This is a genomic window from Bradyrhizobium sp. Arg237L, assembly GCF_029990105.1.
Taxonomy (GTDB): domain Bacteria; phylum Pseudomonadota; class Alphaproteobacteria; order Rhizobiales; family Xanthobacteraceae; genus Bradyrhizobium.
Window position 1 is genome coordinate 178938 of the sequence record NZ_JAQMIL010000001.1, and the last position, 13777, is coordinate 192714.

10 protein-coding genes are annotated in these 13777 nt (G+C 59.6%); 9 read left to right on the plus strand and 1 reads right to left on the minus strand.

Features of this window, described 5'->3' with window-relative positions:
• Positions 1-80: 80 nt before the first annotated feature.
• A complete protein-coding gene (locus OZ411_RS00805) occupies positions 81-2414 on the minus strand; it encodes a polysaccharide biosynthesis tyrosine autokinase (protein WP_282526381.1) in 2334 nt (777 codons plus the stop codon).
• Between the two features lie 720 nt (positions 2415-3134).
• On the opposite strand from OZ411_RS00805, the gene OZ411_RS00810 reads away from it, so the two are divergent.
• The 9 genes from OZ411_RS00810 to OZ411_RS00850 all read left to right on the plus strand — a co-directional run bounded on the left by OZ411_RS00810 (position 3135) and on the right by OZ411_RS00850 (position 13617).
• Positions 3135-3461, plus strand: coding sequence for a hypothetical protein (locus OZ411_RS00810; RefSeq protein ID WP_130576743.1), 327 nt, complete (start codon positions 3135-3137; stop codon positions 3459-3461).
• A gap of 49 nt (positions 3462-3510) precedes the next feature.
• On the plus strand, positions 3511-5661 hold the full coding sequence (locus OZ411_RS00815) for a peptidase domain-containing ABC transporter (protein ID WP_282526421.1): 2151 nt from the start codon (positions 3511-3513) through the stop codon (positions 5659-5661).
• The gene (locus OZ411_RS00820) at positions 5658-7076 is read left to right on the plus strand and encodes an HlyD family type I secretion periplasmic adaptor subunit (protein ID WP_282526382.1); all 1419 of its coding nucleotides are present in this window, start codon (positions 5658-5660) and stop codon (positions 7074-7076) included. Before OZ411_RS00815 ends, OZ411_RS00820 begins: the two co-directional genes overlap by 4 nt.
• 196 nt (positions 7077-7272) lie before the next feature.
• A complete protein-coding gene (locus OZ411_RS00825) occupies positions 7273-8334 on the plus strand; it encodes a Gfo/Idh/MocA family oxidoreductase (RefSeq protein WP_282526383.1) in 1062 nt (353 codons plus the stop codon).
• A gap of 3 nt (positions 8335-8337) precedes the next feature.
• Positions 8338-9855: an oligosaccharide flippase family protein gene (locus OZ411_RS00830; RefSeq protein ID WP_282526384.1), complete on the plus strand. Its 1518-nt coding sequence runs from the start codon at positions 8338-8340 to the stop codon at positions 9853-9855.
• Positions 9856-9892: 37 nt separating this feature from the next.
• Positions 9893-10387 carry an acyltransferase gene (locus OZ411_RS00835; protein WP_282526385.1) on the plus strand — a complete coding sequence of 165 codons (495 nt, stop codon included), beginning with the start codon at positions 9893-9895 and terminating at the stop codon, positions 10385-10387.
• A gap of 130 nt (positions 10388-10517) precedes the next feature.
• Complete coding sequence (locus tag OZ411_RS00840) at positions 10518-11627, plus strand: DegT/DnrJ/EryC1/StrS family aminotransferase (protein WP_282526386.1); 1110 nt, start codon at positions 10518-10520, stop codon at positions 11625-11627.
• 75 nt (positions 11628-11702) lie between these two features.
• Positions 11703-12698: an NAD-dependent epimerase/dehydratase family protein gene (locus tag OZ411_RS00845; RefSeq protein WP_282526422.1), complete on the plus strand. Its 996-nt coding sequence runs from the start codon at positions 11703-11705 to the stop codon at positions 12696-12698.
• Positions 12699-12756: 58 nt separating this feature from the next.
• Entirely contained in the window at positions 12757-13617 is an 861-nt protein-coding gene (locus OZ411_RS00850; protein WP_282526387.1) for a glycosyltransferase, read from the plus strand.
• Positions 13618-13777: the final 160 nt, after the last annotated feature.

Below are 13777 nucleotides of genomic sequence, written 5' to 3' on the forward strand. Positions count from 1 at the left end.
CAACCGGTGCTTGTTGCCGATATGCAACATGGCGGGGAGGGGCGGGGGCGCCCGATCCCCGACAGGGTATCGAATCCGCTTCAGTTGGAGACGGTCAGCCCGTAGCGGATATAATGATCGTCGCGATAGTAGTCGCTGCGGTGCGTGTCGTAGCGAGACATCGCCTTAATGTCGGTCTTGTTGAGAACCGCTCCGATGAGGCACTCGTGGATATTGGGGGCGGTGTGCAGCGCATGCTTGACGACGTCGACCTTCGTCTGTCCCCATTCCACCACCAGGACGAAGCAGTCGATGAAGCTTGTCGTCGAACGCACATCGACCAGGGGGGTCAGCGGCGGAAGATCGACGATGACGTAGTCATACGTCGATCTTAGCTGATCGAACAGCTTGCGCATCGAATCCGCCGCCAGCATCTCGCTGGTGTGAAGCACCGGTGTCCGGCTGATGGCAGGCAGGAATGCCAGATTGGTTTTCGGATCGCGCCAGATCGTCTCCTCGATCTGCTTCCCCTGGGTGACGACGTCTACGATGCCTGTAGTGGCGTTCGCGGCGAGGCTGGCGGAAAGCGATGGGTTTCGGAGGTCGCAATCGACGACGATGACGCTCTTGCCGCTATGGGCGATGAGCTGGGCGAGCGAGGCTGCGACCGTTGTCTTACCCTCATTGGGCAAGGCCGAGGTGATGCCAATCACCTGATTGGAGGCTTTGCTGGGATTGAGGTCTATAGCGAGTTTGATGGCGCGGATCGACTCGGCGTACCGAGATAATGGCTTGCCGATGATGGTCCTGTGAAATGTCGAACCAGTGGAAATCTTTCGCTGCCGCATGTCATGATCGGAGTTCCATGACGCTGCCTTTGCTGTCGACGACCGCTTTTCGGCCCGCAATGCCGGCACCAGCGACAGGCACGGTAATCCCAGCGTGGTTTCGATCTGCGAGGACGTACGGAAGACGCGATCCATCATTTCCCTGAACAGGCCGAGCCCCAAGCCCAGCCCAAGGCCGCCGAATAGACCCATCATCATGATGACTGATCCCTTCGGTTTGCTCTTGCTCTGCGGCGGCACCGCGGGATACATCACCCGCGCTTCCGCGATAGGAAAACCTTCTTGCTGCGCCGAGCCCACATAGCGCTGCAGGAACGTATCGTGCAGGCTGCGCAAGCTTTTCGCCTTGCTTTCCAATTCGCGTATTGTGATCTCGGCCAGGTTTGTCGTGCGCGACTGCTCCACAGCCTCCGCCATTCGCTTCTCAATCTCCTGCTGCCGCTGCTTGGCGACCTCTAATTCGCTCCGGCTCGTCTCCGCATACCGCTTGACCTCGTCGAGGATCGACCCGCGAAGCTCGCGCATCCGATTTCGTAAGTTTACCACCGCGGCGTGGTCGCGGCCAAAACGTGGCGCCCACTCGGCGACGCGCCGTTCGAGCTCTAGATATTGCTGGCGAAGATTGGTGATGATGGGGCTGTTAAGTGCATCCGCGCCCCCTGCATCCAAATTGCCGATCGATGGCGAGTTCGCCGGGTTGGCTTCCAGAATTGCCTCGTAGCGGTTCAACTTCGCCAACGCCTCGGACGTTTGCGCGCGCGCGGCGACCAGTCGGCCGTTGAGGTCCGAGACCTGCTGCTCGTCGATCGGCCTTCCCCCGGAGGAAATGACGTTGTTCTTGGACTTGTAGGCACTGACCGCGCGTTCAGCAACGAGGGCCTGCTCTCCGAGCTCCTGTAGCCTCTGCTGCATCCATTCCCTTGCCCGCCGATTTGTCTCCTGCCTCGCTTTTTCCTGATCGGCAAGATAGACGCTCGCGATCGCGTTGGCGATCTCGGCCGCTCGTACTGGGTCGCTCGAACTGTAGCCGATCTCGATCAGATCGCTGAAGCTGATCCGGTTTACTGAGACGCGGCCCTGAAACGCACTGATGAGGCCATCCTGCGGCTCGCTCGGCGGAGGCGGTTGCAGATCCTGCGGCGGAGACAATCCAAATACAGCACGAACTCGCTGAAGCACAGAGGGCAATGACCGCGGCGATGGCTTGAAATCGGGGTCGTCGGCAAGGTTGAACTGAGTGATGATCTGGACTGCCAGCCCTCTCGATTTGAGGACCTCTACCTGAGTTTCGAACAGACTGCGGTCGAAGGCCGGCTCAGCCAAGATCGATTGTTGCCGGATGAATTGCGCCTTGGCGCTATTCTCGAGCATGACCTGGACCAGGGCGGTATAGGTCGGCGGCGTGATCCGCAGATAGATCAGGCACGCGGCCATGCCGAGTACGGTTGCAAGAATGATCACGACGTACTGACGTCGCAGGAATGCAAGAGCGGTATTAATGAGTTCGCCGATCCCTCCGCTCTCGGCCACATCGTTGTAGGCGGGTGCGCGAAGCCTGTCGGGTTGCAGCATGTTGCTCTGGAGCATTCGGTGTTCGCCTCCGCCACCTGTGAATCCGCCGTGCCGCCGCCAGCGTAAGTTTTGGCATGGCCCGCCGAATGCCGGGCGCCGTGCTGCCCTGCACTTAATAAATATACCGGAAAATGTGGTTTGTTCAAATTAAATGTAAGATGGTTAATTTACGGATGCTGAATGTGGCCGTTCGCGGGTATTTTTCGCGGCTATTTAATGTGTGGGACGTTTGAGTAATCTCCGCAAGCATCTCCGCAAAATCGCGGAGAGCGGGAGGTTCGTCCGTGGCCGCCATAGGCGAATTAAGGCTTACTCTGTAGTATAATCTTCATTCAGCCAGGAAACAGGCTTGTTCGTAAATGGGTTGAGCGGAAACTGCGTGGCGGTTCCCCGAATCTAGATTCAGCGATAGGTAATGTCCGCGATAATATATATGTCGTGTGATAGCGACATAATCGATTGACATTTAATTTGCTGCGATCTTTATTTATTGCCGGAGTATCCGGTTGGTCATTTCGGGTGTTGGAGATGCTGAGACGGGGAACCATGCGGCTTGTTTGAGGGCTCCGATGCCTAGCTTTTCGGCTTCCCGCCATTTCCGCGGATGCCGGACGGATATCGAAGCAACAACAGCCCGGTTCTCGCTCGGCCGCTCCAGGTCCGTGACTACCGTCAGCGTCGATCCCCTGGCTGCAGGTCGACGCGGGGCTGAAGTTGGCAGCATTGGAGGCTTTGATGCACGACGAGCTCTATACTGACGGGGTGGAAGAGATCACCATTGGCGGATCGATCGTCCGTGTCGATCTGGTCAGCCTTTCGCCGACCGAACGCGACGCCAACAATGCGCCGAAGAAGGTGTTCCGGCAAAGGCTGATCTTTTCCGTGGAGTCGTTCGCGAACTCAGTCGAGGTGATGCAGAACGCGCTGCAGGGATTGGTCGACGCCGGCGCGGTGCGGCGCAATCCGCCGAAAGGACAGGCCGGCCAGGCCCCGACCACTTCGACGGATCGCGAACCGCCCAACAGCCCACGGTCCCCCAATGTCTCAAGCAATTTCCGTTGAAGCCGACCTCACGGGCGCGGAAGCGTCGCCTGTGAGCGCCGACGAGACCTTGCGCCCGGCCTTGCGGACAGAACTTGAATGTCTCGCAAAGGTCGCCGCCTATCACGGCGTCGATCTGCCGGTTGAGCGGCTCAAGCACAGCTACGCCATCGACGGGGTTCCCGTCTCGGCAACTCGACTGCTGCGCATGGCGAAGGAAGCGGGCATGCGCGCAACGCGCACGCAGCTTGACTGGGGGGCGCTGTTTCGGTTGGGAGAGGCTTATCCGGCTCTGCTCCGACTTTCGAACGGCAACTGGATCGTCGTTCTCGGGGCAGGGCAGGGAGCCGATGGTGCGGAAGCGGTTAGCGTGTTCGATCCGCTCGCCGAGCGCCGGGACGAGCCTCTGATCGTCGACAGGGATACGTTCTGCACCCGATGGGGTGGCGAGGCCATCCTGATCAAGCGCGAGCGGCTTGCTTCGGACCATCGGCCGGCGTTTGGGCTGCGCTGGTTCATCCCCGAACTGGCCCGTCAGTGGCGCCTGTTTGTCGACGTCGCGATCGCCGCCATCATGCTCTATGCGCTGGGGCTCGCGACACCGATCTTCTTCCAGCTCGTCATCGACAAGGTCCTTGTGCACGAGAGCTTCACCACGCTCTATGTGCTGGCAGCCGGTGCGACTGCCGCGCTGGCGTTCGACGCGATATTCGGCTTTCTGCGACGCTATCTTTTGCTCTATGCGACGAACAAGGTCGATATCCGGGTGGCGACCAAGACGTTCGGTCACCTCCTTGGCCTGCCCGTGACTTTCTTTGAGCACATTTCGGCCGGCGTCCTGGTGAAGCACATGCAGCAGGCGGCGCGAATTCGCGAGTTCCTGACCGGCCGTCTGTTCCTGACCACGCTCGACGCGCTGTCGCTGTTCGTCTTCCTCCCGGTGCTGGCGTTCTACAGCGTCAAACTGACATGCATGGTGCTGGCCTTCACTGCCGCGAGCGGCATGGTCGTTGCGCTGCTGATGGGACCGTTCCGGCGCCGTCTCTATAATCTCTACCAGGCGGAAGGTGCACGTCAGGCTCTGCTGGTCGAGACCGTGCACGGCATGCGCACGGTGAAGTCGCTGGCGATGGAGCCGCTGCAGGGCAGGGTCTGGGACGATCGCTGCGCACAGTCGGTGACGATGCGATTCGGCGTCGAGAAGATCTCTGCCGCCGCCCAGTCGACCACCGGATTTCTTGAGAAGATGATGACGCTCGGAATCATCTCCTTTGGAGCGCTCGACGTCTTCAGCGGCGAGATGACCATCGGCGCGCTGGTCGCCTTCAATATGCTGGCGGGGCGCGTGTCGGGACCGCTGGTCCAGTTGGTGACCATGGTTCATGAATATCAGGAAGTCGCGCTGGCGGTGAAGATGCTGGGCGAGGTGATGAACCAGAAGCCCGAACGCGATGGTAATCGCGAGGGGCTGCGGCCCGACTTCGCCGGCAAGATCGAGTTCGAGAATGTCTCGTTCCGCTACGGCTCGGAAGGTGCGCCGGCGCTGGATGATGTCTCGTTCTCCATCGCCCCGGGATCGATATTCGGGATCGTCGGCCGAAGCGGCTCCGGCAAGACCACGCTAACGCGGCTCATTTCCGGGATGTATCCGGTGCAGCGGGGCCTGCTGCGCGTCGACGGATACGATTCGAGGGAGCTCGATCTCGCCCATCTGCGCCAAAATCTCGGATTGGTCTTGCAGGATAATTTCCTGTTTCGCGGCACGGTTCGCGACAATATCGCCTGCGTGAAGCGCGACGCGACCTTTGCAGAGGTCGTCCGCGCGGCCCAGCTCGCAGGAGCCGATGAATTCATCGAACGGCTCCCGCGAGGCTTCGACACCATGCTGGAGGAGGATGCCTCGAACCTGTCGGGCGGACAGAAGCAGCGTCTCGCGATCGCGAGGGCGCTGATCGTCAACCCGCGCATCCTGATTCTGGACGAGGCAACGAGCGCGCTCGATTCCGAAAGCGAGATGATCATCCGGCGCAACCTGCGCCGTATCGCTGAGGGGCGTACCGTCATCATCGTCTCGCACCGGCTGTCGATGCTCGCAGACGCGAACCAGATCCTCGTGATCGACCGCGGCCGGATCGTCGACGTCGATCATCACGACCGGTTGCTTTCGAAGTGCATGATTTACCGACATCTCTGGAACCAGCAGACGAAGCAGATCGCATGACCAAGCCTGAGAAATCCGGCAGCGATGCAAACGCTCCGGTGCGGACGACCGAACGGCGGCGGCGCGGGCTATTCCGGCCCACCAGGCGCCGGCCGCAGGTAGTGACGGAATTCCAATCCGACGCGATCGAGGTCGAGCATCGGGCGCCGCCGCGGATCGCCCGCGTGACGCTCTATTGCGTCCTGGCTCTGATACTCACCGCGATCGGCTGGGCCGCGGGGTCGCAGGTTGACATGATCGTGACGGCGCAGGGCAAGCTGGTCACCACGCGCCCCAATCTCGTCGTCCAGCCGCTCGAGACCTCTGTCATCCGCGAGATACATGTCAAGCCCGGCGACCGGGTCAATCGCGGCGACCTGCTGGCGACGCTCGATCCGACATTCTCGCAGGCGGATCTCGACCAGTTGAGCAGCAAGGTCGGTGTGTTCAATGCCGCAATTGACCGTCTCAAGGCTGAGTTGAATCGTGAGGAGTATGTGGTCGGCGAATCCGCCAACGCCGACCAGGTCCTGCAGCGCAAGATGTTTCTGCAACGCAAGGCGGCCTACGATGCGCAGGTGGAGAACTATCAAGCGCAAATCGCGTCCGCACGCGCCAATCTGAAGACTGCGGAGAACGAAGAGACAGTGCTGCTTCAGCGGCTCGAAACGATGAAATCGATCGAGGTCATGCGCGCGACGCTGATGGACAAGGAAGTCGGCTCGAAGCTGAACTTGCTGCTGTCGCGCGATGCTCGCCTCGATGTCGAAAGCAATCTGGCCCGCGTCCGCGGCAATATCGCCGATTATACGCATCGTCTCGACAAAGCCGAGGCGGACCAGAAGGTCTACGCCGAGGATTTTCGCAAGACGGCTTATCAGGACCTCGTGGAGACGCTGGCGAAGCGGGATAGCGCGGCGGAAGATCTGAAGAAGGCTGAGCTTCGCCGGCAGTTGATCGTGTTGAAGGCGCCGGCCGATGCAATCGTGCTCGATATTGCCAACCGAACTGTCGGTTCGGTCGCCCGTGAGGCCGAGCCGATGTTCGTACTTGTTCCCCGCGATGTGCCGCTGCGGGCCGAGGTTAATGTCGAGGGCAAGGACGTCGGCCAGGTTTCGGTCGGCCAGCCTGTCCGGATCAAGTTTGATGCCTTTCCGTTCCAGAAATATGGGACAGCCAAAGGCGAGGTAGCCGTCATCAGCCAGGACTCGTTCCCGCCGGATCCGAAAGCCGAAGGTGCGCACCGTCCGACCGCTCCCTATTACCGCGTATTGGTCGACTTGTCCGATACGCACCTTCGGCTGCCGGCGGAGCGCGCTCAATTCATCGCCGGCATGGCGGTGACCGCCGAGATGAAAGTCGGGCGGCGCAGCGTGATGTCCTATTTCCTCTATCCATTACTTCGCGGCCTGGACGAAAGTATCCGCGAATACTAGTTGCAGACACAAATTGCACATCGGGCATTTCATGAAGTTGGAATCCAATGCCAGTCGCCTGCTGGTGGTGCCCGTGACCGCGAACGAGCGGTCATGGACGTCGAGCTTGGTGGACTACGCGCCGAGAGGTTTACAGCGGTGCTGGCTGCGGGAGCACGGTCACTGATCTCATATCCAAGAAATTGAGGACATTTTCATGCAAGATATCCGCGTTGGTATGGGCGTCGTTGGATACGGCTATTGGGGGCCGAATCTTGTACGCAACTTCGTCAACAACCCTTCCGCTCGCCTCGTTGCGATCGCCGACCTCGATCCGGGCAAGCTTGCGGCGAGCACGCGCCTCTACCCGGGCGTGGCCACCACTGACCGCTACGAGGACTTGCTCAAGGATCCGAGCATCGATGCGATCGCGATCGCCACACCGGTGCGAACGCATTACGAGTTGGCGCTTGCAGCTCTGAAGGCCGGCAAGCACGTTCTGGTGGAGAAGCCACTGGCGCCAAGCGCGGATCTTGTACGCCGACTTATCGACGAGGCCGATCGGCGAAGGCTAACGCTGATGGTCGACCACACCTTCCTCTATACGCCGGCGGTTCAGAAAATCCGCGAACTGGTGCTTAACGAAGAGCTCGGCGAGATCTATTATTACGACAGCACGCGCTCGAGCCTTGGCCTATTCCAGAGCGATGTGAACGTCATATGGGACCTTGCGGTCCATGATGTCTCGATCATTCAGTATATCTTGAACGAGGACCCCGTGGCCGTCTCGGCGACGGGATCTTGCCATGTGGCCGGCACGCCGGAGAACATGGCGCATATCACGCTGTTCTTCGATAGCAAGTGCGTGGCTCATGTGAGCGTCAACTGGCTCTCGCCCATCAAAGTCCGTCAGACCTTCGTAGGCGGGAGCAAGAAGATGATCGTCTATGACGATCTTGAGCCGACCGAGAAGATCAAGGTCTATGACAAGGGCATCACCCTCGACGAGCCGTCCGAAGACGCCCATCAATTCCGGATTGGATATCGGGCTGGCGACATGTGGGCGCCTCACATCTCCGCGAAGGAGGCGCTGCAGACCGAGATCGAGCATTTTATCGATTGCGTGCGTACTGGATTGCCCCCGATCTCCGGCGGCATGTCGGGCCTGCGTGTGATCGAAATTCTCGAGGCGGCATCACGCTCGATTGCCGACCAGGGCCGGCCCGTTTCGCTGACCGGGAGGCGAACCTCTGTAACGCCGGTCAGAGCCACGGCCTGATACATGAAGGACCTCGATCAGCCTGGGCCGTCAGGCACCGCGCCGGGTTCGCGGCGCTCCGTAAAACGTTCGATCTTCTTTTCCGCGATCGAACGGTACGGCAATCTTGTTGTGTTCCTGGTCACGACTGCCGTGCTGGCACGTCTGCTGACGCCCGCGGAGTTCGGGATTTATGCGGTCGTCAATGCTGTGACGGCAGTCGTTGTCGCGTCCTTCCAGGAGTTCGGAGGTGCCAACTACCTGATTCAGAAGCGCGAGTTGTCGCGCGCCAGCGTGCAGACCGCTTTTACGGTCACGTTTGGAATTTCGGCATTCACCGGGCTGGCGCTGCTCGCACTTTCGGGCGTTCTGTCACAGCTATTCGAGCAGGAAAGTTTGCGGAAAGGGATCGCGGTCTCGGCGCTGAGCTTCCTGCTTGCACCATTCTCTGGAACGATTATCGGCCTGTTTCGCCGTGACATGGAGTTTGGGAAGCTCGCCATTTGCAACCTTGCATCCGCCGTCGTGGGGGCCACGGTATCCATCGCGCTTGCAATGTTGAGCTTCGGTTTTATGGCGCCGGTCTGGGGCGGCGTAGCGGGCAACGTGGTCTTGACCATCATGTTGCTGAGGCAGCATCGCGATTTCGGCGTGTTTCGGCCATCGGTTGCGGATTTTCGTGACGTCGTCGGTTTCGGCCTGTATTCGAGCGGCATAAGCATCATAAACGTGTTGTATAACCTGTCGCCTCAGCTGTTTCTGGCGAAGATTCTCGACTTTACCTCTGTCGGCTTGTACAGCCGTGCCACGGGCATAACTCAGGTTTTCGACCGGCTCGTCGTGCAGGTCTTGAACCCCATCATCATGCCCGCCCTTGTCTCGAGGAGCAGAGATGCGGCGGGTCTGAGGAGCGCCTACCTTGAGGCGATTGAGCTGCTTTCGGTTGTACAGTGGCCCTTCCTGCTCTTCATCGCGATCATGGCGCATCCGATCATTCTGATCCTGCTCGGCCAGAACTGGTTGGAAATCGTGCCTCTGGTTCGCTTTCTCTGCGTCGCGAATTTGGCGCTGTTCGCCGCCTGTTTGAGCTATCCGACATTGGTGGCTACCGGCAGCGTGCGCGACGCGCTCACGTCGTCCTTGATCTCCCTACCGCCCTCGCTTCTCGTCATTCTGTGCGCAGCTTTCTTTGGGGCCGAGGCCGTGGCAGCTTCAGCATTGTTGACCTTGCCGTTCCAGGCTGCTGTGGCTTTGTATTTCATCGGTCGACGGCTTGCCCTTGAGCCAAAACATCTTTCTCGTGCTTTGCTGAAGAGCGCCGTTGTGACGGCTATGTCCGCTTCAGGTGTGATGGTCTGCGCGGCGCTCATCGAAGCGAGGATCGTACCGTCCTTCGTTGGCCTAATCGCTGCGTGCGGTGTCGCCGCCCTCTGTTGGGGGCTCGGGCTGATGCTCACCGGACATCCGCTCCTGCATCACCTTCATCGAGCGGCAGGTGGGGTGGTTGTGATTGCGCCGTGGCTCAGGCTGCGGCGTCTATGAGACTGTTGCAAGGTTGTTGAGAGCTTGGAGATAGCAGATGCCTATCGCGAAGGATGTTCAACTCGGTCGCGACGTCCGAATATTCCATCCGGATCTCGTTAATCTCTATGGCTGCTCGGTCGGAGACGACACTAGGATAGGAACTTTCGTCGAAATCCAGATCGGCGCGAAAATCGGGGCGCGCTGCAAGATATCTTCACACAGCTTCATCTGTGAAGGCGTGACCATCGAGGACGAGGTTTTCATCGGGCATGGCGTGATGTTCACCAACGACAAATACCCGAGGGCAACCACTGCGGACGGCAAGCTGCAGGGACCTGCGGACTGGAAGGTGGAACGAACCCATATCGGCCGCGGGGCATCCATTGGATCCAATGCCACCATTCTTTGCGGTGTCACGATCGGCGCCGGGGCCATCGTGGGCGCCGGCTCGGTGGTGACAAAGGACGTTCCACCGCAGGCGATTGTTGCCGGCGTACCCGCGCAGGTTCGTGAACCGCGCCACGTCGCCGCGGAAGCCGCAGACCGTTAATCAAGGATTAGATTCAGCTCAAATTTCTTCGCGCGGCTATTTTCATTGCGCGATTTATATGATTTAATTTTATCTGGATTAATCATTTAATATATTTAATGGGTCCGGGCGACCCGGAGAGGATAACCGCTTGATACCTTTTCTGGACCTGAAGGCTCAGTATCGCCAGATCAAGCCACAGATCGATGCCGCGGTTGCGCGGGTCATCGACAGCACTCAATTTGTTCTGGGGCCGGACGTTGCCGCCTTCGAGGATCGCTTTGCGGCTTATTGCAACGTTGATCACTGCCGTGCGGTCAATAGCGGAACGTCGGCGTTGCATCTTGCGCTGCTCGCGGCCGACATTGGGCCGGGCGATGAGGTGATCACCGTATCGATGACGTTCGTCGCCACGACCGCAGCGATCCTGTACTGCGGCGCCAAGCCGGTGTTCGTCGACGTCGACCCGGTCTCCTGGACAATGAACCCGGCCTTGATAGAAGCCGCGATCACGCCGCGAACGAAGGCGATACTGCCTGTGCACTTGCACGGACTGATGGCGGATATGGATCCGATCATGGAGATCGCTCGCCGCCACGGGCTCGTCGTCATCGAGGACGCGGCGCAGGCTCATGGTGCGGAATACAGGGGCCGGCGCGCCGGATCCATCGGCGATCTCGGCTGCTTCAGCTTCTATCCCGGCAAGAATCTCGGAGCATACGGGGAGGGCGGAGCGGTGGTTACCAACAGCCCGGACCTCGCACGACGGATTTCGCTGCTCCGTGATTGGGGCCAGGAATCCAAATACAATCACGTTGTCGCCGGCTACAATTTCCGCATGGACGGCATTCAGGGCGCCGTGCTGAACGTCAAAATGGACCACCTCGAATCCTGGACCGACAGGCGCCGGACAGTGGCTGCGCAGTATGATTCCATGCTCGAGAAGCTTCCGTTCGAACGACCGCGAGCGCCGACCCACAGCCGGCATGTCTACCACGTCTACGCGGTAAGGCTTCCCCGGCGTGACGAGGCGCTGAAGGTGCTGCAGGAAGGCGGAATTGGTGTGGGCATTCACTATCCCGTTCCGGTTCACCTGCAGAAGGCCTACGCGAATCTTGGCTGCCGCGCAGGCGATTATCCCGTCACTGAACGGCTGGCGAGCGAATTCCTCTCGTTACCGATCTATGCGGAACTGCGGCCGGATCAGGTGGCAGAAGTCGTGGCTCGGCTGCAGAAGGCGGTACTTGCCGAGGCTGCCTAAGGCATCCCGGTCAAAGCAGCATGTCATGCACATCTGCTTTCCGAGCTCCAACAACAGGAGAGCATCTTGGCTGATCTGAAGGGTAAGCGGATTCTGGTTACGGGTGGGGCCGGTTTTATCGGCTCGCACATCATTGACCTGCTGTGCGACGAAGGGTGCCTCGAAATCGTTGCGCTTGATAACATGGTGAGAGGACGGCCCGAAAATCTTCGGCACGCCGTCTCGCGCGGTCCTGTGCGACTCGTCCACGGAGACATCCGCGACGGCAAGCTCATGGCAGCGCTGGTGCAGGCGGCCGACATCGTCTTTCATCAGGCCGCACTCCGCATCACCCATTGCGCCGCCGAGCCGCGCTTGGCCATGGAAGTCATGGTCGACGCGACGTTCGATCTGCTCGAACTGTGCGTCAAGCACAATGTCCAGAAGGTTATCGCGGCGTCCTCCGCATCGGTGTACGGCATGGCGGAGGAGTTTCCCACGACGGAGCGGCAGAATCCTTACGACAACCGTACCCTTTATGGGGCGGCTAAGGCCTTCAACGAAGGCCTGCTGCGCACCTTCAACGACATGCACGGGCTCGACTATGTCGCCTTCCGCTATTTCAATGTCTATGGCGATCGCATGGACATCCATGGCCGCTATACGGAGGTGCTGATCCGCTGGATGGAGCGGCTAGAAGCGGGCCTGCCCCCGATTATCTTCGGCGATGGTCAGCAGACCATGGATTTCGTCCACGTTCGCGATGTTGCTCGCGCCAACATTATGGGGGCGAAGGCAAAGCTCACCGATCAGGTTTTCAATGTCGCGAGCGGGACCGAGACCAGCCTGTTGCAGCTTGCTACGACCCTCGCTTCGGTGATGGGCCATCGTGGCTTGTCGCCGGAATTCGCGCCGGAGCGATCGGTCAATCCGGTGCCGCGCCGCCTGGCTTCGACAGGAAAGGCGGAGCGCCTGCTCGGCTTCCGCTCGAGTGTGCCGCTCGAACAGGGACTTGCCGATCTTGTGAAATGGTGGCGAGCCGAACGCGGATCGCTCGAGCCATCCCGCCAGAAAGAAGCGGTGGCTTCGTGATACCGATCGCACTGCCGCTGCTCGCGGGTGAGTTTGATCCATTCCGATCCGGCTAGCCATGATTTCGATCGTCGTTCCGGCCCACAACGAGAGTTCCGTGATTGCGCGGACGCTGAGCCAGTGGGTCACCAACCCGGCTTCGGACGAGATCGGCGTGGTCGTCGTTTGTAACGGGTGTACTGACGACACTGCGACCGTCGCCCGGCGCTTCAGTCCGACCGTCCATGTTGTCGAGTCGGATATCGCAGGCAAAACCCACGCGCTGAATCTGGGTGATCAAATCTCAAATGGGTTTCCTCGGATTTATGCTGACGCCGATATTGTTCTGTCGCTTGACGCCGTTCGAGCTCTGGCGAAGCGCCTCGAGCAGGGCGACGTTTTGGCGGCGGCGCCGACGGCAGATATCAATGTGACGGGCTGTTCCTGGCTGGTCCGAAAATACTACGGAATTCGGTCACGACTGCCATCTTCGCGCCAGGGAATCGGTGGGTCTGGCGTCTATGCCCTATCCGAGGCGGGGCGCAGGCGATTCGGCCAGTTTCCGGATGTCATTGCTGATGACACCTATGTTTGTCTTCAGTTCAGACCAGGAGAGCGGGCCACACTGCCCTGCGTCAGCTCCACGGTATTCCCCCCACGCACTGTGCTGCAACTGATCGCGGTCAGAACGCGTGCCTACAGGGGAATATTCGAGCTCGTCCAGCGCTTTCCCGAACTGCGCGTGAACAAAGGAGAAGCCAATAATCGGACGCTCATTGCACTGTTCAAAGAGCCGCGCTTGTGGCCCGGATTATTGGTCTATTGTTGTGTCAACATTGTTGCCCGGCGCAGGGCGACCATAGCTTCCCGAAGTGGAGCTCATCCGTGGCAACGCGATGAGACTTCTCGTGCAGCGCTAACTGCAGATTCACTCAAATGAGGGCGTAATTGGGTGTTCGCGGCACGGCAACTAATATCTTGATTCTAAATGGGCCGCCATTTAATTTGAATGTCATATTAAATCAATGAAGGTAAATCCTGTGATGCGAGGACATCGAGGCGCCCCAGTCCGACCCGACGTGGCTGCCAGGTGGTCAACG

What these genes read in the sequence shown, in the direction of transcription:
- OZ411_RS00805 (WP_282526381.1), bottom strand. Translation starts at nt 2,414, where the DNA reads ATGCTCCAGAGCAACATGCTGCAACCCGACAGGCTTCGCGCACCCGCC.
- OZ411_RS00810 (WP_130576743.1), top strand. Translation starts at nt 3,135, where the DNA reads ATGCACGACGAGCTCTATACTGACGGGGTGGAAGAGATCACCATTGGC.
- OZ411_RS00820 (WP_282526382.1), top strand. Translation starts at nt 5,658, where the DNA reads ATGACCAAGCCTGAGAAATCCGGCAGCGATGCAAACGCTCCGGTGCGG.
- OZ411_RS00825 (WP_282526383.1), top strand. Translation starts at nt 7,273, where the DNA reads ATGCAAGATATCCGCGTTGGTATGGGCGTCGTTGGATACGGCTATTGG.
- OZ411_RS00830 (WP_282526384.1), top strand. Translation starts at nt 8,338, where the DNA reads ATGAAGGACCTCGATCAGCCTGGGCCGTCAGGCACCGCGCCGGGTTCG.
- OZ411_RS00835 (WP_282526385.1), top strand. Translation starts at nt 9,893, where the DNA reads ATGCCTATCGCGAAGGATGTTCAACTCGGTCGCGACGTCCGAATATTC.
- OZ411_RS00850 (WP_282526387.1), top strand. Translation starts at nt 12,757, where the DNA reads ATGATTTCGATCGTCGTTCCGGCCCACAACGAGAGTTCCGTGATTGCG.